The 26,153-nt window shown below is 72.6% G+C and carries 25 protein-coding genes; 7 read left to right on the forward strand and 18 right to left on the reverse strand.

Features of this window, described 5'->3' with window-relative positions; genetic code table 11:
• The 9 genes from ACFYU9_RS18950 to ACFYU9_RS18990 form a co-directional block, all read right to left on the reverse strand.
• On the reverse strand, positions 1–882 hold the full coding sequence (locus ACFYU9_RS18950; protein WP_389345444.1) for an aspartate/glutamate racemase family protein: 882 nt from the start codon (positions 880–882) through the stop codon (positions 1–3).
• A gap of 4 nt (positions 883–886) precedes the next feature.
• Complete coding sequence (locus ACFYU9_RS18955) at positions 887–2,236, reverse strand: nucleobase:cation symporter-2 family protein (RefSeq protein ID WP_389208044.1); 1,350 nt, start codon at positions 2,234–2,236, stop codon at positions 887–889.
• 426 nt (positions 2,237–2,662) lie between these two features.
• Positions 2,663–4,054, reverse strand: coding sequence for an 8-oxoguanine deaminase (locus ACFYU9_RS18960; RefSeq protein WP_389207233.1), 1,392 nt, complete (start codon positions 4,052–4,054; stop codon positions 2,663–2,665).
• A gap of 48 nt (positions 4,055–4,102) precedes the next feature.
• Complete coding sequence (locus ACFYU9_RS18965; RefSeq protein WP_389207235.1) at positions 4,103–5,455, reverse strand: nucleobase:cation symporter-2 family protein; 1,353 nt, start codon at positions 5,453–5,455, stop codon at positions 4,103–4,105.
• Positions 5,456–5,653: 198 nt separating this feature from the next.
• Complete coding sequence (gene pucL, locus ACFYU9_RS18970) at positions 5,654–6,577, reverse strand: factor-independent urate hydroxylase (protein WP_389207237.1); 924 nt, start codon at positions 6,575–6,577, stop codon at positions 5,654–5,656.
• 5 nt (positions 6,578–6,582) lie between these two features.
• On the reverse strand, positions 6,583–7,002 hold the full coding sequence (gene uraH, locus ACFYU9_RS18975; protein WP_389207239.1) for a hydroxyisourate hydrolase: 420 nt from the start codon (positions 7,000–7,002) through the stop codon (positions 6,583–6,585).
• On the reverse strand, positions 7,002–7,517 hold the full coding sequence (gene uraD / locus ACFYU9_RS18980) for a 2-oxo-4-hydroxy-4-carboxy-5-ureidoimidazoline decarboxylase (protein ID WP_389207241.1): 516 nt from the start codon (positions 7,515–7,517) through the stop codon (positions 7,002–7,004). Before uraD ends, uraH begins: the two co-directional genes overlap by 1 nt.
• Positions 7,518–7,672: 155 nt before the next feature.
• Positions 7,673–8,011, reverse strand: coding sequence for a helix-turn-helix domain-containing protein (locus ACFYU9_RS18985; protein ID WP_389208046.1), 339 nt, complete (start codon positions 8,009–8,011; stop codon positions 7,673–7,675).
• A 44-nt stretch (positions 8,012–8,055) separates the two neighbouring features.
• Positions 8,056–8,316, reverse strand: a complete 261-nt coding sequence (locus tag ACFYU9_RS18990) for a thiamine-binding protein (protein ID WP_389208048.1) — start codon at positions 8,314–8,316, stop codon at positions 8,056–8,058.
• Between the two features lie 141 nt (positions 8,317–8,457).
• Here ACFYU9_RS18990 and ACFYU9_RS18995 point away from each other — a divergent pair, with 141 nt between their 5' ends.
• The 3 genes from ACFYU9_RS18995 (at position 8,458) to ACFYU9_RS19005 (ending at position 11,884) form a co-directional block, all read left to right on the forward strand.
• On the forward strand, positions 8,458–9,309 hold the full coding sequence (locus ACFYU9_RS18995) for a TIM barrel protein (protein WP_389207243.1): 852 nt from the start codon (positions 8,458–8,460) through the stop codon (positions 9,307–9,309).
• Positions 9,310–9,353: 44 nt separating this feature from the next.
• Positions 9,354–10,244: a 2-hydroxy-3-oxopropionate reductase gene (locus ACFYU9_RS19000; protein ID WP_389207244.1), complete on the forward strand. Its 891-nt coding sequence runs from the start codon at positions 9,354–9,356 to the stop codon at positions 10,242–10,244.
• Between the two features lie 182 nt (positions 10,245–10,426).
• Positions 10,427–11,884, forward strand: a complete 1,458-nt coding sequence (locus ACFYU9_RS19005; RefSeq protein ID WP_389207246.1) for a catalase — start codon at positions 10,427–10,429, stop codon at positions 11,882–11,884.
• Positions 11,885–12,260: 376 nt separating this feature from the next.
• On the opposite strand, the gene pqqE is transcribed toward ACFYU9_RS19005, so the two are convergent.
• The 6 genes from pqqE to ACFYU9_RS19035 are packed head-to-tail and all read right to left on the reverse strand — an operon-like array spanning position 12,261 to position 16,925.
• A complete protein-coding gene (gene pqqE, locus ACFYU9_RS19010) occupies positions 12,261–13,376 on the reverse strand; it encodes a pyrroloquinoline quinone biosynthesis protein PqqE (protein WP_389345445.1) in 1,116 nt (371 codons plus the stop codon).
• A 14-nt stretch (positions 13,377–13,390) separates the two neighbouring features.
• Complete coding sequence (gene pqqD / locus ACFYU9_RS19015) at positions 13,391–13,645, reverse strand: pyrroloquinoline quinone biosynthesis peptide chaperone PqqD (protein WP_389207249.1); 255 nt, start codon at positions 13,643–13,645, stop codon at positions 13,391–13,393.
• A complete protein-coding gene (gene pqqC / locus ACFYU9_RS19020; protein ID WP_389207250.1) occupies positions 13,642–14,382 on the reverse strand; it encodes a pyrroloquinoline-quinone synthase PqqC in 741 nt (246 codons plus the stop codon). Before pqqC ends, pqqD begins: the two co-directional genes overlap by 4 nt.
• On the reverse strand, positions 14,379–15,413 hold the full coding sequence (locus tag ACFYU9_RS19025; RefSeq protein ID WP_389345446.1) for an MBL fold metallo-hydrolase: 1,035 nt from the start codon (positions 15,411–15,413) through the stop codon (positions 14,379–14,381). The genes pqqC and ACFYU9_RS19025 overlap by 4 nt, the downstream gene beginning before the upstream one ends.
• Positions 15,414–15,426: 13 nt before the next feature.
• A complete protein-coding gene (locus ACFYU9_RS19030) occupies positions 15,427–15,648 on the reverse strand; it encodes a hypothetical protein (RefSeq protein WP_389207251.1) in 222 nt (73 codons plus the stop codon).
• 41 nt (positions 15,649–15,689) lie between these two features.
• Positions 15,690–16,925 carry an MFS transporter gene (locus ACFYU9_RS19035; protein WP_389345447.1) on the reverse strand — a complete coding sequence of 412 codons (1,236 nt, stop codon included), beginning with the start codon at positions 16,923–16,925 and terminating at the stop codon, positions 15,690–15,692.
• 98 nt (positions 16,926–17,023) lie between these two features.
• Here ACFYU9_RS19035 and ACFYU9_RS19040 point away from each other — a divergent pair, with 98 nt between their 5' ends.
• Positions 17,024–18,025: an ArsR family transcriptional regulator gene (locus tag ACFYU9_RS19040; RefSeq protein WP_389345448.1), complete on the forward strand. Its 1,002-nt coding sequence runs from the start codon at positions 17,024–17,026 to the stop codon at positions 18,023–18,025.
• Between the two features lie 160 nt (positions 18,026–18,185).
• Here ACFYU9_RS19040 and gcl read toward each other — a convergent pair whose 3' ends face one another.
• Positions 18,186–19,973: a glyoxylate carboligase gene (gene gcl, locus ACFYU9_RS19045; protein ID WP_389207254.1), complete on the reverse strand. Its 1,788-nt coding sequence runs from the start codon at positions 19,971–19,973 to the stop codon at positions 18,186–18,188.
• Between the two features lie 245 nt (positions 19,974–20,218).
• Here gcl and ACFYU9_RS19050 point away from each other — a divergent pair, with 245 nt between their 5' ends.
• The 3 genes from ACFYU9_RS19050 (at position 20,219) to ACFYU9_RS19060 (ending at position 22,743) form a co-directional block, all read left to right on the forward strand.
• Positions 20,219–21,136 (forward strand): hypothetical protein, encoded by a 918-nt coding sequence (locus tag ACFYU9_RS19050; protein WP_389207255.1) that lies wholly within the window; start codon positions 20,219–20,221, stop codon positions 21,134–21,136.
• A 115-nt stretch (positions 21,137–21,251) separates the two neighbouring features.
• Positions 21,252–22,061 (forward strand): TIGR04222 domain-containing membrane protein, encoded by an 810-nt coding sequence (locus ACFYU9_RS19055; RefSeq protein WP_389207256.1) that lies wholly within the window; start codon positions 21,252–21,254, stop codon positions 22,059–22,061.
• Positions 22,062–22,128: 67 nt separating this feature from the next.
• Entirely contained in the window at positions 22,129–22,743 is a 615-nt protein-coding gene (locus ACFYU9_RS19060; RefSeq protein WP_389345449.1) for a GNAT family N-acetyltransferase, read from the forward strand.
• Here the strand turns inward: ACFYU9_RS19060 and ACFYU9_RS19065 are convergent.
• Both ACFYU9_RS19065 and ACFYU9_RS19070 read right to left on the reverse strand, forming a co-directional pair.
• Positions 22,740–24,395, reverse strand: a complete 1,656-nt coding sequence (locus ACFYU9_RS19065; RefSeq protein WP_389345450.1) for an AMP-binding protein — start codon at positions 24,393–24,395, stop codon at positions 22,740–22,742. The two genes, ACFYU9_RS19060 and ACFYU9_RS19065, sit on opposite strands and share 4 nt — an antisense overlap.
• Positions 24,392–26,116: an AMP-binding protein gene (locus tag ACFYU9_RS19070; RefSeq protein WP_389345451.1), complete on the reverse strand. Its 1,725-nt coding sequence runs from the start codon at positions 26,114–26,116 to the stop codon at positions 24,392–24,394. The genes ACFYU9_RS19065 and ACFYU9_RS19070 overlap by 4 nt, the downstream gene beginning before the upstream one ends.
• Positions 26,117–26,153: the final 37 nt, after the last annotated feature.

Genomic DNA, 26,153 nt, shown 5'->3' on the forward strand with positions numbered 1-26,153 from the left:
TCAGGGGGTGGGGGCCGTGCCCGGGGTGTCGTCCGAGGGGTCCTCCAGGGGGACGCCGAGCAGTCTCGCCACTTGGCGGCAGGCCGCCGGGACCGGCGCGACGACCGGGACGGCGAGGCGGGTGCGGAGCGCGTCCGCCGCGTCGCCGAGCGGGCCGCCGCCGATGACGACGGCCTCGGCGCCGCCGCGTACGACGCAGGCGCGGGCGGCCGCCGTCAGCGCGGCAAGCAGCGCGTCGGGGCGGGCGGCGAGGTGTTCGGGGGCGCCGGAGGTGAAGCGGGTGCCGGTGTACGGGGCGGCCAGGCCCAGGCGGGCGACATGGGCGTCGATGGCGGCGGCGAGGCGCGGGGTGGTGGTGGCGATGCCGAAGCGCCGGCCGCCCTCCGCCGCCTCGGCGAGCGCGGCCTCGCCGATGCCGACGACGGGAAGGGGGACGGGAAGGGTCACGGGGGCGGGAAGGGGGACGGGTCCGGGGCCGTCCGCCGTACCCCGCGGGCCGGGGCCGGGGCCGGGCGGGGACTCCGGGGTCCCGCCGTCCGCCTCGCCGAGCCACGCGCGCAGCTCCGCGACGCCGGGGTCGCCGAACGCGGCCACGATCAGGGCCGCGCAGTCGCCGGACGCGAGTGCCTCGCGCGCGGCGGCGAGGACGTGCGGGGCGGCTTCCCGCAGGGCGGCCGGGTCGGTGAGCATCGCGGGGCCGGCGGCGACGGTCACACCGCGCACCCGCAGGCCCGAGGCGGCGAGCGTGCGGCGGGCGATGGCCGTCATCGTCCGGGTGGTGGCCGCGGAGGTGTTGGGGTTGATCAGGACCACGGCCGGCGCCCCGGGCCCCGCGGGGTGCGCGGGGCCCGGGGCGGGCGGGGACGGCTGGTGTCGGCTCACTGGTTCAGTGTGCGTGTGCCGCCTTCGCCGCGGCGGTCTCCGAGATCTCCTCGCCCGGTTCCATCGGCGCCGTCACCGTGTCGGCGTCCCGGCGTCCGCCGATGTGGTTGAAGACGAGGTTGAGCAGGACGGCGGCGACGCAGCCGGTGGAGATGCCGGAGTCCAGGATGATCTGCGCGGTCTCCGGGAAGGCGTGGTAGAACTCCGGCTTGGTGATCGGGATCATGCCCATCGCCAGCGAGACGGCGACGATCAGCACGTTGTTGTCCTTCTCCAGGCCCGCCTTGACCAGCGTCTGGATGCCGCTGGCGGCAACCGAGCCGAAGAGGACGACACCCGCGCCGCCGAGCACCGGCCGCGGCACGACCGAGATCAGCGAGGCGGCCACCGGCGACAGGCCCATCAGGACCAGGAAGCCGCCGCCGCAGGCGACGACGAAGCGGCTGCGGATCCGGGTCATGGCGACCAGGCCGATGTTCTGGGCGAAGGCGCTGCACATGAAGCCGTTGAAGAGCGGGCTGAGCGCGGAGCCGAGGGTGTCTGCGCGCAGTCCGGCCGCGATGGTCTTCTCGTCGGCCGGCCGCTCGACGATCTCGCCGAGCGCCAGCATGTCGGCGGTCGACTCGGTCATGGAGACCAGCATGACCACGCACATGGAGATGATCGCGGCGGCGGCGAACTGCGGGGCGCCGAAGTGGAAGGGCGTCGGGAAGCCCACGATGTCGGCCGTCGTCACCGGGGAGAAGTCGGTGACGCCGAACGGGATCGCGAGGAGCGTGCCGAGGACCAGCCCGACCAGGACGGCGACCTGCTTGAGGAAGCCGGTGGTGAAGCGGCGGAGCAGCAGCACGATCACGAGGGTGATGCCCGCGAGCGAGAGATAGGTCGTCGAACCGTAGTCGTCGGCCTTCGGATTGGGCCCCTGTGCCCAGCCGAAGGCGACCGGCAGCAGCGAGACGCCGATGAGCGTGATGACGGAGCCGGTGACGACCGGCGGGAAGAACCGCACGAGCCGGGAGAAGTACGGGGCGGCGACGAAGCCGAGGAGTCCGGCGACGATGATCGCGCCGAAGATCACCGGGAGCGCGTCGGCCTTGTTCTTCGTCGTGTCGACGATGGCGAGCATCGGGGCGACGCCGGCGAAGGTGACGCCGTTGACGAAGGGCAGCTTGGCGCCGATCTTCCAGACGCCGAGCGTCTGGAGGAAGGTGGCGAGGCCGGCGGTGAAGAGGCTGGCGCCGGTGAGGAAGGTCAGTTCGGTCGGGGAGAGGCCGACGGCCGCTCCGACGATCAGGGGCGGGGCGACGACGCCCGCGTACATGGCGGCCACGTGTTGCAGACCGCTCGTGAGCATCTTCAGTGGGGGCAGGGCCTCGTCGACCGGATGCCTGGTCGGGTCGGCGCCGGGAACGGCGCCTTCGGGGGCGGTGCCTGCGTCTTGTGCGTTGCGAACCTGGGGCTTGGCGGCCACGGCGGGGTTCCTCCGGTCGGTGACCCGTCGGCGGTGACGGTGGTTTCAGGGAGGTGGTGCGAGGCGAAGCGGGTGCGAAGGGTGCGGCTCGTCGGGGGGTGGTGCGGGGGATGGTGCTCAGGTGCGCCTGCGGAGGGGGTGCGGCGCGGGACGGGGTGCCCGGTGGGGACGGGCACGGGTTCACCGCTCCGGGGGGTGGCGCACGACGTGGGCGTACGCACACCCCCCGGCCCGGCTGCCGTGGACCCCGCTCGGGTCCACGGCGACCGACCGAGGGCCGTCCCCCTCGGTCGGACGCTGGGGGAAGGGTCAGCCGCCGGCCGCGATGCGGGCCAGGCGCTGCGCCTGAGTGCGCGCGTCGCGCGCGATGGCGTCCTCGTCGGCGGTGAGCAGCCGGTCGTTCTCGACGATCTGCCTGCCGTTGACGAAGGACGCGGTGACCGGGGCGGCCGCGCCGAGGACGATCGCGGTGACCGGGTCGGCGATCGACGAGTGGCCGAGGCCGTCGATCCGCCAGAGGACGAAGTCGGCGAGCTTGCCCGGCTCCAGGGAGCCGATGCTGTCGGCGCGGCCGAGGACCTGCGCGCCGCCGTAGGTGCCCAGGCGCAGGGCCTGGCGGGCGGTCAGCGCGGCCTCACGGTGGGCGCCGAGGCGGTTGACGAGCAGCGCGTTGCGCAGTTCGGTGTGCAGTTCGCCCGACTCGTTGGAGGCGGTGCCGTCGACGCCGAGGCCGACGGGCACGCCCGCCCTGAGCATGTCGGGGACGCGGGCGATGCCGGCGGCGAGCCGCGCGTTGGACGAGGGGCAGTGGGCGACACCCGTCCTCGTGCGGGCGAAGGCCTCGATGTCGGAGTCGTTCATGTGGACGCAGTGCGCCATCCACACGTCCTCGCCGAGGAAGCCGGTGGACTCGAAGTAGTCGGTCGGGCCCATGCCGAACAGCTCGTGGCAGAACTTCTCCTCCTCCACGGTCTCCGAGCCGTGGGTGTGCATCCGCACGCCGAGCCGGCGGCCGAGGGCCGCGCCCTCGCGGAGCAGTTCGGTGGAGATGGAGAAGGGCGAGCAGGGGGCGACGGCGATCTGCGTCATCGCGTCGAAGGAGGCGTCGTGGTGCTTGCCCACCGTCTCCTCGGTCGCGGCGAGCGCGCCCTCGGTGGTCTCGACGGCGAAGTCCGGGGGCAGTCCGCCGTCCTTCTCGCTGCGGTCCATGGAGCCGCGGGCGAGGGTGAAGCGGACGCCCATGTCGCGGGCGGCGCCGATGATGGCGCCGGACAGGTCGCCGGAGCCGCGCGGATAGACGTAGTGGTGGTCCATCGCGGTGGTGACACCGCCGCGGGCCATCATGGCGAGCGAGCCCTGGGCGGCGACGCGCACCATCTCCTCGTCGATCCGCGCCCAGGTCGGGTAGAGCGCGACCAGCCAGTCGAACAGGTTGTGGTCGGTGGCGAGGCCGCGGGTGATCCACTGGTAGAAGTGGTGGTGGGTGTTGACCAGACCGGGCGTGATCAGGTGGCCGGTGGCGTCGATCCGCCGGACCACGTTCTCCAGGCCCTCGGGTGCGCGGCCGGTGCCGACGGACTCGATCGTGTTGCCGGCGACGACGAGATGGCCGGCGGCGTACTCGGTGTCGTTCGCGTCGACGGTGGCGATCGCCGCGTTCTCGATGACGATGCGCCGGGGTGCTGCCGAAGGTGCTGCCATGGTGCTGCTTCCTTCACAACAGGGGGGACGATCGGGCACGGCAGGACCCTAGGAGGATTTGAGTGCCGGGGCCGTCTGGTGGCTCCGGGTGCCGAGATGGTGGAAGAAGAGGTTCAGCAGGACGGCGACGAGCGCTCCGGCGCTGATGCCGGAGCCGAGCACGGTCTGCGCCCAGGCGGGGAATCCGGCGTAGAAGGTGGGCGCGGCGAGCGGGATGATGCCCGCTCCGAGCGCGACGGCCACCAGGATGATGTTGGAGCTGTCGTCGAGGCCCGCCTCCGAGAGGGTGCGGATGCCGCTGACGGCGATCGAGCCGAAGAGCACGATGCCCGCGCCGCCGAGGACCGGCATCGGTACGAGGGAGACGACCGCGCCGAGCACCGGGAAGGCGCCGAGGATCAGCAGGGCTCCGCCGGCGACGGCGACCACGTACCGGCTGCGCACCCGGGTCAGCGAGACGACGCCGACGTTCTGGGCGAAGGCGGAGGTGGGGAAGCCTCCGAAGACCGGGCCGAGGAGGGTGGCGATGCCGTCGGTGCGCAGGCCGCGGGTGATGGTCCGGCCGTCGCTGCGCCGCTCGCAGATCTCGCCGAGGGCGAGCATGCCGGCGCTGGACTCGGTCATCAGGACCAGCATCACGATGCACAGGGAGAGGATCGCTGCGGGCTGGAACTCGGGGGCGCCGAAGGCGAAGGGGGCGGGCAGCGCGGCGACCGGCGCCTCGCGCAGGGCGCTGAAGTCCGCCATGCCGGAGGGGATCGCGGCGAGCGTGCCGATGAACAGGCCGAGGAGCAGGGCGATCTGCTTGACGAAGCCCTTGCCGAAGCGCTGGAAGAGCAGGATGACGACGAGGGTGAAGCCGGCGAGCGCCAGGTACTTCATGGCGCCGAAGTCGGCGGCGTTCTTGTCGCCGCCCTGGGCCCAGCTCACCGGGACGGGCATCAGGGTGACCCCAATGAGGGTGATCACGACGCCGGTGACGAGGGGCGGGAAGAAGCGCAGGAGCCGGCCGAAGAAGGGGCCGACGGCGAGGCAGAAGACGCCTGCGACCATCACCGCGCCGTAGATGGCGGGGAGTTGGTGGCCCTTGGCGCTGGTCTCGGCGATGGCGAGCATGGGCGCGATGCCGGCGGAGGAGGCCGCGTTGACGAACGGCAGCCGGTTGCCGGCGAAGCGGCCGAGGCCGAGGGTCTGCAGGATGGTGGCGCAGCCGGCGATGAGCAGGCTGGCGGCGATGAGCCGGGTCATTCCGGCGGCGTCCAGGCCGACGGCCTGGCCGATGATGAGCGGAGGGGTGACGACGCCTGCGTACATGGCGGCGATGTGCTGGAGCGCGGCGGGGACGAGCCGCGAGGCGGGGAGCTGTTCGTCCACCGGATGGACGGCCGATTGCCGGGCCATGCACGTCTCCTGAGCCGTAGTAGACTGGCCGCCCCCTCTCAAAGGGGGCGGTCAGGGCTTGACCGCCGCGAGGCCGAACGGCCGAACGGGAAGCCCCGATGGGGCGGAGTCACGTGAGGTTCCCTCCGGTCGAAACCGGTTGTTGCGGGAACTCGCCCCCGAGGCGACTGCAGTGCCTCGGGGGCTTTTCCGTGCCGCTTAGAGGTTGGTCATGTCGACCGGGATGCGGGCCGTGGCGCCGTCCCTGAGGATGGTGGCCTCGATCAGGCCGTACATGCGGTCGGCGGCGTAGTAGACCTCGTTGTCGTTCTTGAGGCCGAAGGGCTCGAGGTCGACGAGGAAGTGGTGCTTGTTCGGGAGCGAGAAGCGGACCTCGTCGATCTCCGCGCGGTGGTTGATGATCCGCGTGGCCATCTGGTACAGCGTCTGCTGCAGGGAGTACGAGTAGGTCTCGGCGAACGCCTCGAGCATGTGCTTCTTGGTCTGCTCGTAGGACCGCTCCCAGTTCGGCATCCGCTGCTCGTCGTCGGTCCAGTTGAACCGCCACTGACCGGACACCTGGGTGGCGAGGATGCGGTCGTACGCCTCCTGGAGGGTGGTGTACTTGTCCTTGATGTAGCCCCAGAACTCCGAGTTGGTGGAGTTCATGACGACGAGGTCCTTGAGGCCGGAGATGACCTCCCACTTCTCGCCGTCGAAGGTGACCTGGGTGGTGCGGGTCTCCTGGCCCTTGCGGACGAAGGAGTGGTTGACCTCGTCGGAGCCGATGAACTTGGAGTTGGCGTCCGAGGTGGCGATCCGCTCCCAGGAGTACTCCTCGATCCGGATCCGGGCCTGCTTGATCGGCTCCTGGCTCGTCACGAAGTGGCGGGCGAGGTGGATGCCGAACTGCTCGGCGGACTCGATGCCGTACTCCTTGGCGAACGCGAAGACGGTGTTCTTCGTCGTGTCGGTGGGGAGGCAGTGGGCGTTGGAGCCGGTGAGGTGGACGTCGTCGAGGTCGCCGGAGAGGGCGACGGAGACGTTCAGGTCCTTGATGTGGTGCGTGCCGCCGTCGCGCGTGATCTTGACGACGCGGTTCTCTGCTTTGCCGTACTGGTTCTGGCCGAGAATCGTGGGCATGTCTGCTAGCTCCCTCGGTAAACGGAGTAGCCGAACGGGTTGAGCAGCAGCGGTACGTGGTAGTGCTCGCCCGGGACGACGGCGAACGTGATCGCCACCTCCGGGAAGAACGCTCCGGTCGCACCGCTGTCCCGATTCGCGGGGGCGTCCTGCTGCGCCTCGGCTTGCTTGTTCTGCTTGCTCAGGAAATACGCCTCGGTCTGGAAGTCGAGGCGTACGTGGGTCGTGCCCTCCGGCAGGGCCGGCAGGTCCTTGCAGCGCCCGTCCGCGTCGGTGGCGGAGCCGCCCAGGGCGACCCACTCGGCGTCGGAGCCGGCGCGGGCCGCGAGCGCGATGGCCACACCCTCGGCCGGACGGCCGAGGCTGGTGTCCAGGATGTGGGTGGACACAGAGCTACTCGGCGAAGCCGAGGTGTCGGTGCTCATCAGTTCTCTTCCTCGGTCTCTACGAGACGGGTCAGACGGATGCGGTTGATCTTGCCCAGTTCGGTGCGGACGATCTCCCGCTCCTGCTCGGGCGAGTTCTCGATCCGTGCGCGGATCGCGTCGCGCATCTGCTCGCCGGTCCTCCCGGTGGCGCAGATGAGGAAGACATGACCGAACCGGTCCTGGTAGGCCAGGTTGAGTTCGAGCATCTCGGCCTTGAGCTCCGCGGAGGCGCCGGCCATCCCGCTCTGCTCGCGGGAGGAGGTCGGGTCCCCGGCCTTCGGACGACCGATCGGCGGGTGGCCCGCCATCGCCTCGGCCAGGTCCTCGGCGGTCAGCTCGGCCATGGCGGCGTCGCTGGCGAGAAAGAGGGCTTCGGCGGTGGTGTACGGGCGCTGGGCGAGGATCTTGCTCCCCCACGCCGAACTGGAGCACACCTCGTGGAGTGCGGCGACGGCGTCGCCCTCCGCCGAGGTGTTGAACCGGGTGAGACCCGGAGTCGTACCTGAAGTCACGGGAAGCCTCCGTGGCTGTTTTTCGCTGTGCGTCGGACGGGCTGCGGATAGCTAACGCCCTCGGCAACATCACGTCAACACTTTGTTGAAAACTCGGCCATACAAAAGCCGTCGTCCCGACATGCGGACGACGGCTTGTGGCAAGACATGATCAACTACGCGTTCTTCGGGGGTTTTTGCCTGTTCAGGGCGGTCTCCCGGTTCAGGTAGTTATAGACGGTGAAACGGCTGACGCCGAGCGCGGAGGCCACCGTCTCCACGCCGTGGCGCACCGAGAAGGCCCCGCGCGCCTCCAGGACGCGGACGATTTCCTGCTTCGCCTTGCGGTCGAGTTCGGACAGCGGCATACCGTGCCGCCGCTCCATCGCCACGAGGATGTGGTCCAGGGACTCGGACAGCTGCGGCAGCCGTACGGCGAGCACGTCCTCACCCTCCCAGGCGAGGACGACGTCGTCGGTGCCGGCCTGCTCGGGGCCGAGCAGCTCGGCACCCATCGCGTCGACCAGCGGCTTCACGGCCGCGACGAGGGGGTGCTCGGTCACTTCCGTGCCCCTCCCGTCTCGTCCAGGACGTTCACCTGGAGCGAGACGCGGGTGGCGCCCGCCGCCAGGGACTTGCGCAGCAGCTCGTCCACGGCGGTGAGCACGGCGTCGGCGCCGCCCTCCGCCGTGTTGCCGAAGGGGCCGACGTCCACCGCGTCCAGCTCGGCCGACTGGATGACCTCACGAGCCACCACCGCGTGCGCCGGCGCCTCGTCGAGGTCGAACGGCTCGGTCGTGAACTCCACTCTCAAACGCACCATGCCCCCACGCTACGGCCCGTCCGGGCCCCAGCGGGAGCCCCGGACCTGCGGGGAGCTCTTGACAAGTCGGTCACCCTCGCTACAACATTCCGTCAGACAGAAAGTCACTTCCGCAATACGGAAGGAGCGCCGCCCCTCATGGCCCGCTTCTCAGACGGCGCAGTCACGGACCAGCGCTTCGACGTCAATCTGTCGATCCTCTTCACGGAACTCCCGCTCCTGGAGCGCCCCGCGGCCGCCGCCGCGGCGGGCTTCACCGCGGTCGAGCTGTGGTGGCCCTGGATCGACACCGCCACCCCCGAGCAGAGCGAGCTCGACGCCCTCAAGAAGGCCCTTGAGGACGCCGGCACCCAGCTGGTGGGGCTGAACTTCTACGCGGGCCGGCTCCCCGGCCCGGACCGCGGCGCGGTCTCCGTGCCCGGCGAGGAGTCGGACCGCTTCCGGGCCAACATCGACATCGCCGCGGACTTCGCCGCCTCGGTGGGCTGCAAGGCGCTGAACGCGCTCTACGGCAACCGCGTCGAGGGCGTGGACCCGGCCGTGCAGGACGAACTCGCCCTGGAGAACCTGGTCCTGGCGGCCCGCGCGGCCGACCGGGTCGGCGCGATCCTGCTGATCGAGACCCTCAACAAGCCGGAGTCGCCGCTCTACCCGCTGGTGAGCGCCCCCTCCGCGATCGAGATCGTCGACAAGGTCAACGCGGCCACGGGGCTCGGCAACGCCAAGTTCCTGCTGGACATCTACCACCTGGCCATGAACGGCGAGGACGTCGGCGACGTCATCGCCCGCTACGCCGACAAGACCGGCCACGTCCAGATCGCGGACATGCCGGGCCGCGGCGCCCCGGGCACCGGCGAGCTCCCGCTGGAGCAGCTGCTCGGCGAGCTGCGGAAGGCCGGCTACGACGGCTGGGTGGGCCTGGAGTACAAGGCCGCCGACGCCGCCGCCTCCTTCGACTGGCTGCCCGCCGAGGGCCGCGCGGCGCGCTGACCCTCGCCCCCTCCCCGTACCACCCTGTTTTGAGAGGCACCCTCATGAGCACTCTTCCCAAGATCGCGTGGATCGGCCTCGGCATCATGGGCTCCCCCATGTCCGAGAACCTGATCAAGGCCGGCTACTCCGTCACCGGCTTCACCCTGGAGCAGGACAAGCTGGAGCGCCTGGCCGCCGCCGGCGGCACCGCGGCCGGCTCGATCGCCGAGGCCGTCAAGGACGCCGACGTGATCATCACGATGGTGCCCGCCTCCCCGCAGGTCGAGGCCATCTCCTACGGCCCCGCGGGCATCCTGGAGAACGCCAGGGCCGGCGCCCTGATCGTCGACATGTCGTCGATCACCCCGCAGACCTCGGTCGACCTGGCCAAGAACGCCAAGGAGAAGGGCATCCGCGTCATCGACGCCCCCGTCTCCGGCGGCGAGGCCGGCGCCATCGAGGCCGTCCTGTCGATCATGGTGGGTGGCGAGCAGGCCGACTTCGACGAGGCCCTGCCGATCCTCCAGGCCCTCGGCAAGACCATCGTGCTCTGCGGCCCGCACGGCTCCGGCCAGACGGTGAAGGCCGCCAACCAGCTGATCGTCGCCGTCAACATCCAGGCGTGCGCCGAGGCCGTGGTCTTCCTGGAGAAGTCCGGCGTGGACCTGGGCGCCGCCCTCGACGTCCTCAACGGCGGTCTGGCCGGCTCCACCGTGCTGACCCGCAAGAAGGACAACTTCCTGAACCGGGACTTCAAGCCCGGCTTCCGGATCGACCTGCACCACAAGGACATGGGCATCGTCACCGACGCCGCCCGCAACGTCGGCGCGGCCCTCCCGGTCGGCGCCGTGGTCGCCCAGCTCGTCGCCTCCCTGCGTGCCCAGGGCGACGGCGGCCTGGACCACTCGGCCCTGCTGCGCGCCGTCGAGCGCCTCTCCGGCCAGCAGGTCTGACCCAGATTTCCGGGCGGCGGCGGCGCTGACAACCTGTCCTGTCGCGCCCAGGCGTCGCCGCCGTCCGGAACACCACACTTCATTTTCAACAAACTGTTGACGTCATTTGCCGGGCGTACCTACGCTCCAGAGCACTTGAACCAGTCAGGCAGTGCAGCTCACGGAAGGTCCGACCCGACACGATGCCTCAGCGCGTGCTTACGACCGAGTCCGGCGCCCCCGTCGCCGACAACCAGAACTCCGCCACCGCCGGCGTCGGTGGCCCCATCCTGCTCCAGGACCAGCACCTCCTGGAGAAGCTCGCGCGCTTCAACCGTGAGCGCATCCCGGAGCGCGTGGTGCACGCCCGCGGCTCCGGCGCGTACGGCTACTTCGAGGTGACCGACGACGTCACGGCCTACACCAAGGCCGCGTTCCTCGCCGAGGTCGGCAAGAAGACCGAGACCTTCCTGCGCTTCTCCACCGTGGCCGACTCGCTCGGCGGCGCGGACGCGGTCCGCGACCCGCGCGGCTTCGCGCTGAAGTTCTACACCGAGGACGGCAACTACGACCTCGTCGGCAACAACACCCCGGTGTTCTTCATCAAGGACCCGATCAAGTTCCCCGACTTCATCCACTCCCAGAAGCGCGACCCGTTCACGGGCAAGCAGGAGGCGGACAACGTCTGGGACTTCTGGGCCCACGCCCCCGAGGCGACCCACCAGGTGACCTGGCTGTTCGGCGACCGCGGCATCCCGGCCTCGTACCGCCACATGAACGGCTACGGCTCGCACACCTACCAGTGGACCAACGAGGCGGGCGAGGCCTTCTTCGTCAAGTACCACTTCAAGACGAACCAGGGCATCCGCTCGCTCTCCGCCGAGCAGGCCGCCGAGCTGGTCGGCAAGGACCCCAACTCGCACCAGACCGACCTGCTGCAGTCCATCGAGCGCGGCGTGTCCCCGTCCTGGACGCTCTACGTCCAGATCATGCCGGCCGCCGAGGCCGCGGACTACCGCTTCAACCCGTTCGACCTCACCAAGGTGTGGCCGCACGGCGACTACCCGCTGCAGCGCGTGGGCCGCCTGGTCCTCGACCGCAACCCGGACAACGTGTTCGCCGAGGTCGAGCAGGCCGCCTTCTCCCCGAACAACTTCGTCCCGGGCATCGGCCCGTCGCCGGACAAGATGCTCCAGGGCCGCCTCTTCGCCTACGCGGACGCCCACCGCTACCGCCTCGGCGTCAACCACACCCAGCTGCCGGTCAACGCCCCCAAGGCGACCTCGGCCGACAACTACGGCCGCGACGGCTTCATGGCCACCCGCAACGGCTCGCGCCACGACAAGAACTACGAGCCCAACTCGTACTCGGGTCCGGCGCAGACCGACACCCCGCTCTCCGCGCCGCTCGCCATCCACGGCTGGACGGGCACCCACGCGGCGCCCGAGCACGCCAAGGACGACGACTTCTTCCAGGCCGGTGAGCTCTACCGCCTGATGTCCGAGGACGAGAAGTCCCGCCTGGTGGCCAACATCGCCGGCAGCCTCTCCCAGGTCGCCCGCGAGGACATCATCGAGAAGAACCTCGCCCACTTCGCCGCCGCCGACGCCGAGTACGGCCGGCGTGTCGAGGAGGCCGTCCGCGCCCTGCGCGAGGACTGAGCCTTCGACTCCAAGGCTGCGTACGGCACCTGACGGGAGGTCAGTGCCGTGCGCGGTCCGGCTCGCCGGCCCGGATGAGGGGTGGCCGTCGAGCCGGACAGCGTGCGGACCGCGGTGGCGCCGAGCCAGTGCGGTGGTAAGGGCCCGCGGCTCCTCTTCCTGACCTGAAGGAAGGGGGCCGGCCGCGGCGCCCGTCGGCACCACCGCGGTCCCAACGCCTCCCCCTTCTCGCACGGAAGGGGGACAAGACTCCGTCCGGCGGCGCGAACGTCCTGTCGCGCCAGCCTCGCGCCGTCGGACGGTCACCACGTCGCGCAGCGCGGTTTACGGTCCCGCGCGGCGCGTTCGAAGACCAGGGCCTGACCTTGCACAGGGGTCAGGCCCTGGTCCTTTTCCCGGAGTGCGCGCGTGCGTGCGCGCGGTAGACGTATCCGGGCCGGGTGCCCGCGGCGTCCGCCGCCTCGGCGCCCGCCACCGCCGTACGCACCAGACCGTGGCCGGGCGACAGCCGGCAGGCCGGATCGGCGCCGGCGGCGTCACCGGTGAACGCGAACGCCTGACAGCGGCAGCCGCCGAAGTCCTCCTCGCGGCGCGGGCAGGTCCGGCACGGCTCCCGCATCCAGTCGGTGCCGCGGTACCGGCGGAAGGCCGCCGAGTGCTCCCAGATCCAGGCGAGCGGCCGGTCCAGCACACTGGGGGCGTCCAGGCCGGGCAGCGCGGCCGCCGCCGGACACGGCAGGACGGTCCCGTCGGGGGTGACCGTGAGCGAGACCGCTCCCCAGCCGCCCATGCAGGGCTTGGCCACTCCCCCGAAGTGATCCGCCGCCACCCACACCAGCTCGGTACGCCCGGCGAGGCGGGACCGCCACCACCGCACCCGCTCCTCCGCCCGGGCCAGCACCTCGGCGCTCGGCAGCAGCGCGGCACGGTTGCGCAGGGCCCAGCCGTAGTACTGCGCGTTGGCCAGCTCGATCCGGTCCGCGCCCCACGCCAGCCCCAGCTCCACCAGGGCGTCGACGGCATCGAGGTTGTCCCGGTGCAGGACCACGTTGAGCCCGAGCGGCAGCCCCGCCTCCTTCACCAGCGCGGCGGCCCGCTCCTTCGCCCCGTACGACCGGCGCCCGGCGATCCGGTCGGAGGCCGGCGCGTCGGCGTGCTGCACCGACAGCTGTACGCCGCGCAGCCCGGCCGCCGTCAGACCGGCCAGCCGCTCCGCGTCCAGGCCGACGCCGCTGGTGACGAGCTGGGTGTGCACGCCCGCCGACTCGGCCGCCTCGACGATCTCCGCGAGATCCGCGCGCAGCAGCGGCTCCCCGCCGGACAGATGGGTCTGGACGACGCCCAGGTCGGCGGCCTGCCGCAGCACGTCCCGCCACCGCGCGGTGTCCAGCTCGCGCGAACGGCCGGTCAGCTCCAGCGGGTTGGAGCAGTAAGGGCAGCGCAGCGGGCACAGGTGGGTCAGCTCGGCGAGCAGCGCCCAGGGCCGTGGCACGCGCCCGCCCGCCGTCACCGCAGCCAGCCCTCGGCGCGCAGCCCGTCCAGGAACTCCGGGACCTCCTCGATCACCGGGGCTCCGGGGAAGCGCGCCGTCAGCTCGGCGAGGATCGCGGGCACCGTGCGCCGGCCGTCGCACAGGCCGAGGATGCCGGCGGCCGCGCCGCGCAGCACGGCCACCCGTTCGGGCATGACGAGCAGATCGGTGCCGCGCACCCGGTCGGGCCGCAGCACGACCGCCGGGGCGAGCGCCGGACGCCAGCTCATCGCGCCTCCTGCGGGAAGGAGGGCGCGGACGCGTGGTCGACGGCGTCCAGCAGCGACCACAGCACCTCGCACTTGAAGACGAGCGCGGCCACCGCCCGCTCCTGTCCGGCCCGGTCGCGGGCCCGGTCCAGGACCAGGGACAGCGCCTCGTCACCGGCCCGCCGGCCCTGGTGGACACGGTCCCGGAAGTAGCCGAGCCCGCCGGCGTCCACCCAGGGGTAGTGCCGCTCGAAGGCCGCCGTGCGGCGGAGCAGGAGGTCCGGTGCGGACAGCTCGGTGAGCGTGGCGGCGACGGCGTCGAGGGCGGGGCGGTCGCGGCAGAAGGTGACGTAGGCGTCGACCGCGAACCGCACCCCGGGCAGGACGTGCCGGCCGGCGAGCAGCGCGGACCGGTCGAGACCGGCGGCCTCGCCGAGCCGGAGCCAGCGCTCGATGCCGCCCTCGTCCGCCCCTCGCCCGTCCTGCTCCTCCAGGCGGCGGATCCACACGCGGCGCAGCTCGGAGGTGTCGAGCTTGGCCGTGATCAGCGCGTCCTTGACGGGGATGTGGCGCTGGTAGTGGAAGCGGTTGGTGATCCAGCGCCGTACCTCGTCGGGGCTCAACGCTCCTTCGTGCATGCGGATGTTGAAGGGATGGCGGTCGTGGTACCGCCGCTCGACGACGTCGCGGAGTCGTTCCTCGAACTCGGCCCTGCCCCACGGCTCCGCCGTGTCGGCTCCGGTGTCCACGAGGGTCACAGCACGATCTCCATTCCGTCGGATGCCACTTCGACACCGAGCCGGATCAGCTCCTTGTGCTGCGGCGCGTCGGGGTCGACCAGGGGGTTGGTGTTGTTCAGATGGGTGTAGAGGCGGCGGCCCGGCAGGCCGGCGAGCCGCTGCGCCGTACCGTCGGGGCCGGTGATCGGCAGATGGCCCATGGCCGTCGCGGTGAGGTCCGAGCACCCCGTCGCGCGCGGTTCGGCGTCGTCCCAGAAGGTGCCGTCGACGATGACGCAGTCGGCCTCGGCGAGCGCGGCGTGGAGTTCGTCCGGCCAGGCGCCGAGGGCGGGCGCGTAGACGAGGCTGCGGCCGGTGGCTCGGTCGGTGAGGCGCAGCGCCGTCACCCAGGGTGCGTCCCGCGGCGCCCGCCGCGGCGCCGCGGCGGCGTACCGGGGCCGCTTGCCGGAGACCGGTACGGCGCCGGCGTGCACGGAGGACCCCGGCAGGAGCGGCTCGTCCGGGCTGCCCGGCAGCGGGAGCGGACGCCAGGTCACATCGGTGTAGGGGGCGAGCAGTTCGCCCAGCCGCTGCCGGTCGCGCACCGCGTCGCGCACCGGGTCGGTGGCGATCACCTCGAAGCCCTCGGCCTCACGGAGCCGGGCCAGGCCGAGGGTGTGGTCGAGTTCGGCGTCGGTCAGGACCACTCCGGCGATCGGGGTGCGCCGAGGCCCGGGGCCGGGGACGGGAGGGCCGGTGACGGGAGGGCCGGTGACGGGTCCGGGGTGAGGGCCGGGGGCGGGTCCCGAGTGGGGGACGGGGTGAGCGCCGGGGACGGGTCCCGAGTGGGGGACGGGGCGCGGGTGCAGGGCGGGGCATCGTTCGATCTGGTCGGCGAGGTCAGGGGTCGCGTTGATCACGTACCAGCGGCCCGGGGCCGCCTCGACGGCGAGCGAGGCGTGCCGGCGGCGGCGCTCCGGGTGGGCACGCGCGCCGGCGCAGCCGCGGCAGGCGCAGTTCCACTGAGGGACGCCTCCGCCGGCCGCGGTGCCGAGCACCTTGAGCAGCATGTCCGGGGTGCCGTCAGCGGGTGGCCTGGGAGTACCCGGTCACTTCGAGCGCGGTCTCGACGACCGTGTGGCCGGGGCTCCGCCAGGACGCCTCCGCCGGCGGCGGGGACTCCGCGGGCGGATCGGGGGAGGCGTCCGGGGAGGTGCCCGGGTCCGCGGGCGGGTTCGGGGCCGGGGTCTGTTCCGCCGCGGGCTCCGGGCGGTCTCCGGGCGCCGCCTGCGATGTGTTCGCCATGAGCACGTCCTGCCCTTCGCTGATGGGTGACGGTCCTCGGCTCAGCGTCGGTCGCCGGGGACGGCCGGGCAAGCGGGGTCGGCCGGTCGGGTGTCGCGCCGCCCCGGCCCGGGGCGCTCGCGCAGGGCGACCAAGGCGCAGGTCACCGCCAGCGAACCGGCCGCGAGCAGCGTCATCGCCGTGGCGGGCGAGGTGAGCTGGGCAAGCGAGCCGGCGAGCGCGGCGCTCAGGCCCTGGAGCGCGAGCATGCCGGAGGTGTGCAGGCCGAGCGCGTGGCCGCTCAGCTCCTCGGGCACGAGGTCCATGAGCCGTTCCTGGTAGAGCAGGCTCGCGCTGTAGCCGACGGCGGACACGGTGACCGCCACCAGGGCGAGGGCCGGGCCCGGGCGCAGCGCGAAGAGCAGGTACGGGGCCGCGAGGACGGCCTGGAGCGGCGCGGCGAGCCGGGCCCGCCACGCGGTCGGCACGAACCGCCCGACCACGGCGTCCCCGGCCAGCATCCCGGCCGCGGCGCAGGCGAAGAGCAGGCCGGCGCGCTCGGGGGCGTAGGGGACGAAGAGCGACTCGCAGCCGACGACGAGCCCGTTGGGCACCCAGAGCGCCAGATAGGTGTGGCGGCGCGGGCGGGCGGACCAGAGCTTCGCGTTGGTCCGCCAGGTCTCGGCGGCGGAGGCCCGGCCGGTGGCGCGCGGGGCGCGCCGGGTCAGTCCGGCGCGGGCGAGCAGCGCCCCGAGGGCGTAGAGCGCGGCGCCGGTGAGCAGGGTGCCGCGGGGCGAGAGCAGCGCGAGCAGCAGGCCGCCGGTCGCGAAGCCGGCGATCTGGCAGCCGCCGACGGCCATGTTCATCACGGAGCGGCCGATGAGAAAGCGCTCGCGCGGAAGGATCTCGGTGAGCAGGCCGTAGCGGACGCCGCCGCCGACGGAGCCGACGAGTCCCTGGAGGAAGAGGACCGCGAAGGCGGCGGCCACCGGGAGGCCGGGGATCGCCTGGGCGGCGGTGCCGGCCGCGAAGACGAGGGCGAGGGTGGTGAGCGCGGCGCGCGGCGGCAGCCGGTCGGCGGCCGACAGGAGCGTCGTGGCGCCGACGAGCTGGGCGAGGGACGGGCCGAACAGGGCGAGGGCGGAGAGCAGCGGCGAGCCGGTGGAACGGAAGACGAGGGTGGCGAGGCCGAGGCCGGAGACCGTCTGGGCGGCGACCTGGACCGAGCTCGCCAGGAAGAGCGGGGTGAATTCGGGGGTGCGGAAGAGATCGCGGTAGCGGGGGCTGTGGCGGGGCATGCGCCGGAGTCTCGGGCAGGTACATGCCCCGCCGGTATTGTTTCGCGTCGGGGCGAAACGACGGGAGTCCCGAAACAACGGGAGTCCGGGGAGGCGTCGTGGGCTGGTGGCGGATCGGTACGGACGCGCTCGCCGGCAGCCGGTTCGTACTCTCGCCGCTCGCCGAGACGGTCGCGGCCCTGAAGACGCTGCACGCGGGATCGGGCGCCCACCCGGGCGAGCGCGCCTGGCTGGCCGCACACCTGCCCGCCTACCGGCGCCGGCTCGCCGCCGAGCCGCTGGACGCGCTGCTCGTCCGGGCGGCGATCGGGCCCACCTGGAACGCGGACTTCCTGACGCCGACGCCGCTGGGCGAGGGCGAGCGGTCCTTCACGGAGGAGGTCATGGCGGTCCGCGAGACCGAACCATCCTCCGCCGTACCGCAGTTGGAGGTCGCGGTCGGCGGCCCCGTACCCGAGCCGCTGCGCTCGGCGCCGGACCTGCCGCACCGGCTCGCGACGGTCCTGGAGTGGGTGTGGCGGGAGACGGTGCTGCCGGACTGGCCGCGCCGGCGCCGGATCCTGGAGGCCGACATCACGGCGCGGACGGCGCAGTTGAGCCGGGGCGGCTGGGCTGCGGCGCTCGACGAGCTGTGCCCCGGGAAGCTGCGCTGGCTGGGTGACGGCCGGCTCCAGGTCAACGCCCGTGATTATCCCCCGCGTTCGGTGGAGGCCGGCCGGCTGCTCTTCGTACCGGTGACGTCGGCGAAGGGCTGGGTGTCATGGGAGGGCTCGGAGCGGTTCGCGGTGGTGTACCCGTGCTCGGGCGCGCTCGCGGACGGCGGCGGCCCGGCCGTGCCCGAGGCGCTCGGGACGCTGCTCGGCCGGGCCCGCGCCGGGATCCTCGTACGCCTCGAATCGCCCCTGTCCACCAGCCAGTTGGTGGCGCTGACCGGGCTGGGGCTCGGGTCGGTGGGCCGCCATCTGAAGGTGCTGCTCGATGCGGGTCTGGTGCGGCGGCGCCGGGCGGGGCGCTCGGTGCTCTACGACTGGACGGAGGCGGGCGCGGTCCTCGTACGGGCGCCGGACGCCGGGCGGGGTCACGGCGTCGTACGGACGTAGGACGCCGGACGACGTACGGACGCCGGACGCGCCGTACGGACGCCGGACTACGTACGGACGCCGGACGCAGGACGGCGTACGGCCACGGGGCGGGTGAGCGCGGGCGGCCCCCGCTCCGGTGCTCTCGGAGCGGGGGCCGCACGATCTCGCGGTGTGCCGGTCAGACCTTGAGGGCCTTGATCGCGGTGGGCGCGTGGCCCGGCTCGGTGGCCAGGTCCTCGAACTCGGTGACGTCGCTCATGTCGACGGTCTTGCTCATCGCGATGTTGGTGATGCGCTCCAGGATCGCCTCGACGACGACCGGGACGCGGTACTCGACGGCCATCTTCTTGGCCTGCTCCAGGGCCTCGCCGAGCTTGTCCGGGTCCTCGACTCGGATCGCCTTGACGCCGAGGCCCTCGGCGACCTTGACGTGGTCGACGCCGTAGACGCCGATCTCCGGGGTGTTGATGTTCTCGAACTCGAGGTTGACCTCGAAGTTGATGCCGAGGCCGCCCTGCGCCTGCCGGATCAGACCGAGGTAGGCGTTGTTCACCAGGACGTGGACGTAGGGGACCTTGTGCTGGGCGGCGACCGCCAGCTCCTCGATCATGAACTGGAAGTCGTAGTCGCCGGAGAGCGCGACGACCGGGGTCTCCGGGTCGGCGGTGGCGGCACCGATCGCGGCCGGGATCGTCCAGCCGAGCGGGCCGGCCTGGCCGCAGTTGATCCAGTGGCGCGGCTTGTAGACGTGCAGGAACTGCGCGGCGGCGATCTGCGAGAGGCCGATGGTGGTGACGTAGCGGGTCTCCGGGCCGAACGCCTTGTTCATCTCCTCGTAGACGCGCTGCGGCTTCATCGGGATGTTGTCGAAGTGCGTGCGGCGCTGGAGGGTGGCCTTGCGCTCCTGCGCGGAGGCGGCCCAGGCGGAGAAGTCGGGCAGCGTGCCGGCGGCCTTCCACTCCTTGGCGATCTCCAGGAAGAGCTCCAGGGCGGCCTTGGCGTCGGAGGCGATGCCGTAGTCCGGGGCGAAGATCTTGCCGAGCTGGGTGGGCTCGATGTCGACGTGGACGAACTTGCGGCCCTTGGTGTAGGCGTCCAGGTTGTAGCCGGTGTGGCGGTTGGCCCAGCGGTTGCCGATGCCGAGGACGAGGTCCGACTCCAGGAAGGTCGCGTTGCCGTAGCGGTGCGCGGTCTGGACGCCGACCATGCCGGCGGCCAGCTCGTGGTCGTCCGGGATGGTGCCCCAGCCCATCAGGGTGGAGATGACCGGGATGCCGGTGAGCTCGGCGAACTCGACGAGCAGGTCGGTGGCGTCGGCGTTGATGATGCCGCCGCCGGCGACGATCAGCGGCCGCTCGGACTCCAGGAGGAAGGTCAGGGCCTTCTCGGCCTGGGCGCGGGTCGCGGACGGCTTGTAGACCGGCAGCGGCTCGTACGTCTCGGGGTCGAACTCGATCTCGGTCAGCTGGACGTCGATCGGCAGGTCGATGAGGACCGGGCCGGGGCGGCCGGAGCGCATCAGGTGGAAGGCCTGCTGGAAGACGCCGGGGACCTGCGCGGCCTCCAGGACGGTGGTCGCGGCCTTGGTGACGGGCTTGGCGATCGTGGCGATGTCGACGGCCTGGAAGTCCTCCTTGTGGAGCTTCGAGACCGGGGCCTGGCCGGTGATGCACAGGATCGGGATGGAGTCGGCGATGGCCGAGTACAGGCCGGTGATCATGTCGGTGCCGGCGGGGCCGGACGTACCGATGCAGACGCCGATGTTGCCGGCCTTGGCGCGGGTGTAGCCCTCGGCCATGTGGGAGGCGCCCTCGACGTGGCGGGCCAGCGTGTGGCTGATGCCGCCGACGTTCTTGAGCTCGCGGTAGAAGGGGTTGATCGCCGCACCGGGCACGCCGAACGCGTTGGTGACGCCTTCGCGCTTGAGGATCTCAACGGCCGCTGCGGCGGCGGTCATACGAGGCATGGGAGTGCTCCTCTTCGGGGCCTTGTCGGCGCAGTTTCCATAATGCGGAAGTACTGTTCTGCTATACGGAAGCAATGTAGGTGGGGCCGTGGAGAGGCGTCAAGAGACGTCCACGCCCCGGGACCCGTCCGGGCCCGCGGGACCCGACGGAGCGCACCCGGCCGGAGCGTGATGGCCGAAGTGGGCCCCCTGGACGTCCGGATTGGTGGACGATGGGGAGCGCACGACGCAGAGGGGGTTCGCAAGTGGGTGATTCGGTCCAGGTGCGCTGTCCGGAATGCCTCCGCACGCTGCCGTACGCGGCGCCGGCCTTCCCCTGCCTCTGCGGCACCCCGGTCGCGCCGCCGGTGATCGCGGGCGCCGCCGAGCCGATCACGCACCGCAACTGGTCGGACGAGTGGGTCACGGTCCGCTGCACCGCCTGCGCCCGCACCTCCGACTGGCCCCACCCGGAGGTCGGCTGCCCCTGCGGCGCGGTGCTGCGGGTGCCGGTCCGGGGCGAGGCGGAAGGCGCGCACGGAGCACGGGACGAAGTGCGGGACGGAGCGCGGGCGGTACGGGAGCCGGGCGCGGGCCCGGGCGGTGCCGAGGCCGTCGTGGGGCCCGGGACGCAGCCGGCCGCGGAGCCGGCCGGCGCGCCCGCGCCCGACTCCCCCGGCCCCGGCGCGTCCCCCGGGTCCCCCGGCTCGGCCTCTGCCTGCTCCTTCGCGCGCCGCCATCCCTCGCCGCTGCCGCCGCCGGCCCCGCGCCCGGAGCCCGCCGACGGCGCCGCCGCGCCGCGCACGGCGTTCCGGCCGGTCACGATCCGCACCACGCGGGACGCGGTCGCCGCGTCGGCCGGGTATCTGCGCTGGCTGGGCTTCCGGGACGTCGTCCAGCCCGAGGAGCGGTCGGCGTCGGCCGTCGACCTGCGCGGGCCCGGGCTCGTCGCCCAGGTCGACCCGAGCACCCGGCCCACCGGGGTGCGGGCGGTGGAGTGCCTGTGGCTCAACGGGCTCACCGGCTCGGCCGTGAGCGTCTACTTCTCCCTGGCCGGGTACACGCCCGAGGCCCACGACCGCGCCGAGGGCCTCGGCATCCCGCTCTTCGTGCTCGACCTGACCGGCACCCCGCAGCCCGTCAACCGTCCGGCCGGTGAACTCCTCGCCACCGGCGCCCCCTGACGCCCGCGCACGCCCGCAACCGCGCCCGAAACCCCTCCGGACGATGAGTATTTCGGCCATCCGCACGTGACGACAGCCCCAACCCCGGGAACAACGTTCTCGGGGGGTGAACACCATGACGACGGGGATGTGGTGGTTCCTTGGGGTGGCCGTGGTCCAACTGGTCGTGGCGGGCCTGCTGTTGCGTACCCGCAGCCAGGAACACCCGAAGCTCGCTCCGGAGGCGCTGGCGCTGCTGCGCGGCGGGCCGCGCGCCGCGGTGACGGTGGCGCTCGTCGCGCTGCACCAGCGCGGAGCGGTGGCGGCCGGCCGCCGGGGGACGGTTCGCGCCAACGGCGGGGCCGGCCGCACCCGTGACCCGCTCCAGCTCGGCGTGCACCGCTCGCTCCAGCGGGCCCTCGCGCTGCGGGTCCTGGCCGGCCGGCCGAAGGCCCGGCAGGCGCTGGACGCGCTGCGCGCGGACCTCGGCAGGACCGGCCTGCTGCGGCCGCCGGGCCGGCTCCTGGCGGCCCGGGTGCTGCTGGTCTGCGTGCCGGTCACGGTCGGCTTCGGCCTCTGCGTCACCGCGCCCGCGAGCGCCGCCGCCGGGCCCTCGGTGCTCGCGCTCGGGCTCGGCACCGTGCCGGTGCTCGCCGCCGCGGCCCTGCTGTGCGTCCCGCCGACCACCCGGGCCGCCCGCCGGCTCCTCGCCGGCCTGCGCGACCGGCACCCGCTGCCCGCTCGCCGCGCCGAGGTGACGGACGCGAAGGACGTCCTGCTGTACGTGGCCCTGTACGGCGACCCGGCGCTCACCCTCTTCCTGCCGCACTTCTCCCGCGACGGCGGCCTGCTGCGCCGCCGCCGCAGCCGCGAGGACGGCTACGCGACGGGCCGCGGCTGGAACCCGGACAGCGGCCCGAGCTGCCCGGGCGGCATGCCGGACTGAGGCCGGGCCCCGCGCCCCGGCAGCTCCCACCGGCGCCGGTTCCGCCCGCGCCGCGCCATACTGGCGTATGCGCATCCGAGTGGCCGAAGCGGCCGAACTCCCTCTGCTCCAGGACATCGAACGCGCGGCGGGCGAGGCGTTCCGCCCTCTCGGCATGGGGGAGATCGCCGACGACGAACCCCTGCCGCTGGACGTCCTGGAGAACTACCGCAGCGCGGGCCGGGCCTGGGTCGCGGTGGAGGACACGGGGCAGGAAGCGGGCGGGAGCACGGACGGGGAGTCGAACCCCGACGGAGACACGGGCGGGGACTCGGGCGGGGACGGGGACCGGGGCGGCCGGCCCGTCGCGTACCTGCTCACGGACACCGTGGACGGCGCCGCCCACATCGAGCAGGTCTCGGTCCACCCGGACGCCGCCCGCCGGGGCGTCGGCCGGGCGCTCATCGACCATCTCGCGGCGGCCGCGCGGCAGCAGGGCCTGACCGCGCTGACGCTGACGACCTTCGCCGACGTCCCGTGGAACGCCCCGTACTACACCCGGCTCGGCTTCCGCCGCCTCGACGAGGGCGATCCCGCGCTCACCGAGGGGCTGCGCGAGATCAGCCGGGCCGAGGCGGCCCACGGCCTGGCCGCCTGGCCCCGCGTCTGCATGCGCCGCGAGGTGGAGGAACCCGCCCGTTAGCGCTCGGTCGTCCCGTACCGCTCGCGGAGCTCCACCTTGCGGACCTTCCCGCTGACCGTCATCGGGAACTCGGCCAGGATCTCCACCCGGCGCGGGATCTTGTAGTGCGCGAGGCGGTCCTTGCAGAAGGCCGTGAGCTCCTCCAGGCTCGGCGGATCGGCCGGGTCGCGCGGGATCACGCAGGCCAGGATCTCCTCGCCGTACCGCTCGTCGGGCACGCCGACGACCTGCACGTCGGCGATCTTGGCGTGCCCGTAGAGGAACTCCTCGATCTCGCGCGGGTACACGTTCTCGCCGCCGCGGATGATCATGTCCTTGATGCGGCCGACGATCTGCACATAGCCGTCCTCGCGCATCACGGCCAGGTCGCCGGTGTGCATCCAGCGGCCTGAGTCGATCGCCTCCGCCGTCTTCGCGGGCTCGTCCCAGTAGCCGAGCATCACGCTGTAGCCGCGGGTGCACAGCTCGCCGGCCGTGCCGCGCTGGACGGTGAGGCCGGTCGCCGGGTCGGTGACCTTCACCTCGACGTGCGGCATGACCCGGCCGACGGTGCCGGTGCGGCGCTCCAGGTCGTCGTCTCGGCGGGTCTGGGTGGAGACGGGCGAGGTCTCCGTCATGCCGTAACAGATGGACACCTCGGCCATGTTCATCTCGGCGACCACCCGCTTCATCACCTCCACCGGGCACGGCGAGCCCGCCATGATGCCGGTGCGGAGCGTGGAGAGGTCGTACGAGCCGAAGTCGGGCAGGTTGAGCTCGGCGATGAACATCGTCGGCACCCCGTACAGCGAGGTGCAGCGCTCCTCCTGCACGGCGCGCAGGGTGGCGGCCGGGTCGAAGGACGGGGCCGGGATCACCATGCAGGCGCCGTGCGAGGTGGCGGCGAGATTGCCCATCACCATGCCGAAGCAGTGGTAGAAGGGCACCGGGATGCAGATCCGGTCCTGCTCGGTGTAGGCGATCATCTCGCCCACGAAGTATCCGTTGTTGAGGATGTTGTGGTGGGAGAGGGTGGCACCCTTGGGGAAGCCGGTGGTGCCCGAGGTGTACTGGATGTTGACCGGCTCGTCGCAGGAGAGCCCGGCCGGCACCACGCCCTCGGGAGCGGTGCGGGCGAGCAGTTCGTCCCAGCTGGCGTCGCCGAGGTAGACCGTCTCGCGCAACCGGGGGCAGTCGGAGCGCACTTGCTCGACCATCGCCCGGTAGTCGCTCGTCTTGTGGGCGAGGGAGGCGAAGAGCAGCGTGATGCCGGCCTGCCGGAGCACGTACTCCAACTCGTGGGCGCGGTAGGCCGGGTTGATGTTGACCATGACGGCGCCGATGCGGGCGGTGGCGTACTGGACGAGCACCCACTCGGCGCAGTTCACCGCCCAGATGCCGACCCGGTCGCCCTTGGCCACGCCGCTGCCGAGCAGGGCGCCGGTGAGCCGGTCGACGTCGGCGCCGAACTGCGCGTACGTCCAGCGCCGCCCGGTCGGGACGTCGACCAGGGCCTCGCGCTCGGGCCAGGTGGCGACGGCGCGGTCGAGGTTGGCGCCGATGGTGTCGCCGAGCAGGGGCGTGTCGGACAGGCCGTGCGCGTACGAGAGCGGCTGCGGGACCGTGCGGGCGCTCGGGGAAGAAGCCCCGGGAGTGCTCGTGGGAGTGCTCATGCGAGGTCGCCCTCCGCGTACTCCGTGCCCGTCCGTCCCTCCGCCGTGAGCTTGCGCAGCTCGACGCGGCGGATCTTGCCGGAGACCGTCTTCGGCAGGTCGGCGAACTCGATGCGGCGGATCCGCTTGTACGGGGCGAGGACCTCGCGCGAGTGCGCGAAGAGCGCCTTGGCGGTGTCGGGTCCGGGCTCCCAGCCGGCCGCGAGGACGACGTACGCCTTGGGGACGGCGAGCCGCAGCGGGTCGGGTGCGGGGACGACGGCGGCCTCGGCGACGGCCTCGTGCTCCAGGAGCGCGCTCTCCAGCTCGAAGGGCGAGATCTTGTAGTCGCTGGCCTTGAAGACGTCGTCGGCGCGGCCGATGTACGTGATGTAGCCGTCCTCGTCGCGGGCGCCGATGTCGCCGGTGCGGTAGAAACCGCCGGCCATGGCCTCGGCCGTGCGCTCGGGGTCGCCGTGGTAGCCGGTCATCAGACCCACCGGGCCCGCGGCGAGGTCCAGGCAGATCTCGCCCTCCTCGACGTCGGGCGTGCCGCTGACCGGGTCGACCAGGGTGACCCGGAAGCCGGGGCTGGGCCGGCCCATCGAGCCCTCCTTGAGCGGCTGGCCGGGGCTGTTGGAGACCTGTACGGCGGTCTCGGTCTGGCCGAAGCCGTCGCGGATGGTGACGCCCCAGGCGCGCCGGACGGACTCGATGACCTCGGGGTTGAGGGGCTCGCCGGCGGCGACGACCTCGCGCGGCGGGGTGGCGAGCTGGCCGAGGTCGGCCTGGATCAGCATGCGCCAGACGGTCGGCGGGGCGCAGAAGCTGGTGACGCCGTGCCTGTCCATCTCGGCCATCAGGCGGGCCGGGTCGAAGCGGGCGTAGTTGTGGATGAAGACGGTCGCCTCGGCGTTCCACGGCGCGAAGAGGTTGGACCAGGCGTGCTTGGCCCAGCCGGGCGAGGAGATGTTGAGGTGGACGTCGCCGGGCTTGAGGCCGATCCAGTACATGGTGGCGAGGTGGCCGACCGGGTACGAGGTGTGGGTGTGCTCGACGAGCTTGGGGCGGGCGGTGGTGCCGGAGGTGAAGTAGAGCATCAGGGTGTCGTCGGCGAGGGTGACGCCGTCCGGCTCGAAAGCGTCCGGCTCGGCGTACGCGCGCTCGTAGCCGAGCCAGCCGCCTCGGTCCGCGCCGTCGCCGCCATCCCCGCCGTCCGCGCCGTCGCCGCCGACCGCGATCCGGGTGTAGTCGCCGGGCACGTCGTCGAACTTGGCGGTGTCCTCGGCCCGGACCAGCACGTGCCGGGCCCGGCCGCGGTCGACGCGGTCGCGCAGGTCGGCGGGGCCGAGCAGCGGGGTGGCGGGGATGACGACGGCGCGCAGCTTCATCGCGGCGAGCATGGTCTCCCACAGCTCGGCCTGGTTGCCGAGCATGACGATCATCCGGTCGCCGGCCCGTACGCCCTGGGCGCGCAGCCAGTTCGCGACCCGGTTCGAGCGCTCGGACATCTCGGCGAAGCTCAGCTTCGTCTCCTGTCCGTCCTCCTCGACGATGTGCAGGGCGGTGCGGTCGTTGCCCGCGGCGATGACGTCGAACCACTCGAGCGCCCAGTTGAACCGCTCGGGACGGGGCCAGACGAAGCCGGCGTAGGCCGTCTCGTAGTCCTCGCGGTGCTGGAGCAGGAAGTCGCGGGCGGCCCGGAACCTCTCCGTCGCCTCCGTCGCGCTCGTCGTGGTCATGCGTCCTCCTCGTAGCGGCACCGATCCATTGCGGGAC

The organism is Streptomyces sp. NPDC004327, assembly GCF_042873935.1.
Classification (GTDB): domain Bacteria; phylum Actinomycetota; class Actinomycetes; order Streptomycetales; family Streptomycetaceae; genus Streptomyces.

Excerpts from the sequence above, each read along its gene's own strand:
- ACFYU9_RS18955 (WP_389208044.1), bottom strand. The coding sequence starts at position 2,236 with ATGCTCACGAGCGGTCTGCAACACGTGGCCGCCATGTACGCGGGCGTC.
- ACFYU9_RS18960 (WP_389207233.1), bottom strand. The coding sequence starts at position 4,054 with ATGGCAGCACCTTCGGCAGCACCCCGGCGCATCGTCATCGAGAACGCG.
- ACFYU9_RS18965 (WP_389207235.1), bottom strand. The coding sequence starts at position 5,455 with ATGGCCCGGCAATCGGCCGTCCATCCGGTGGACGAACAGCTCCCCGCC.
- pucL (WP_389207237.1), bottom strand. The coding sequence starts at position 6,577 with ATGCCCACGATTCTCGGCCAGAACCAGTACGGCAAAGCAGAGAACCGC.
- uraH (WP_389207239.1), bottom strand. The coding sequence starts at position 7,002 with ATGAGCACCGACACCTCGGCTTCGCCGAGTAGCTCTGTGTCCACCCAC.
- ACFYU9_RS18985 (WP_389208046.1), bottom strand. The coding sequence starts at position 8,011 with ATGGGTGCCGAGCTGCTCGGCCCCGAGCAGGCCGGCACCGACGACGTC.
- ACFYU9_RS18995 (WP_389207243.1), top strand. The coding sequence starts at position 8,458 with ATGGCCCGCTTCTCAGACGGCGCAGTCACGGACCAGCGCTTCGACGTC.
- ACFYU9_RS19000 (WP_389207244.1), top strand. The coding sequence starts at position 9,354 with ATGAGCACTCTTCCCAAGATCGCGTGGATCGGCCTCGGCATCATGGGC.
- ACFYU9_RS19005 (WP_389207246.1), top strand. The coding sequence starts at position 10,427 with ATGCCTCAGCGCGTGCTTACGACCGAGTCCGGCGCCCCCGTCGCCGAC.
- pqqD (WP_389207249.1), bottom strand. The coding sequence starts at position 13,645 with ATGAGCTGGCGTCCGGCGCTCGCCCCGGCGGTCGTGCTGCGGCCCGAC.
- ACFYU9_RS19025 (WP_389345446.1), bottom strand. The coding sequence starts at position 15,413 with ATGCTGCTCAAGGTGCTCGGCACCGCGGCCGGCGGAGGCGTCCCTCAG.
- ACFYU9_RS19030 (WP_389207251.1), bottom strand. The coding sequence starts at position 15,648 with ATGGCGAACACATCGCAGGCGGCGCCCGGAGACCGCCCGGAGCCCGCG.
- ACFYU9_RS19035 (WP_389345447.1), bottom strand. The coding sequence starts at position 16,925 with ATGCCCCGCCACAGCCCCCGCTACCGCGATCTCTTCCGCACCCCCGAA.
- gcl (WP_389207254.1), bottom strand. The coding sequence starts at position 19,973 with ATGCCTCGTATGACCGCCGCCGCAGCGGCCGTTGAGATCCTCAAGCGC.
- ACFYU9_RS19055 (WP_389207256.1), top strand. The coding sequence starts at position 21,252 with ATGACGACGGGGATGTGGTGGTTCCTTGGGGTGGCCGTGGTCCAACTG.
- ACFYU9_RS19060 (WP_389345449.1), top strand. The coding sequence starts at position 22,129 with ATGCGCATCCGAGTGGCCGAAGCGGCCGAACTCCCTCTGCTCCAGGAC.
- ACFYU9_RS19065 (WP_389345450.1), bottom strand. The coding sequence starts at position 24,395 with ATGAGCACTCCCACGAGCACTCCCGGGGCTTCTTCCCCGAGCGCCCGC.
- ACFYU9_RS19070 (WP_389345451.1), bottom strand. The coding sequence starts at position 26,116 with ATGACCACGACGAGCGCGACGGAGGCGACGGAGAGGTTCCGGGCCGCC.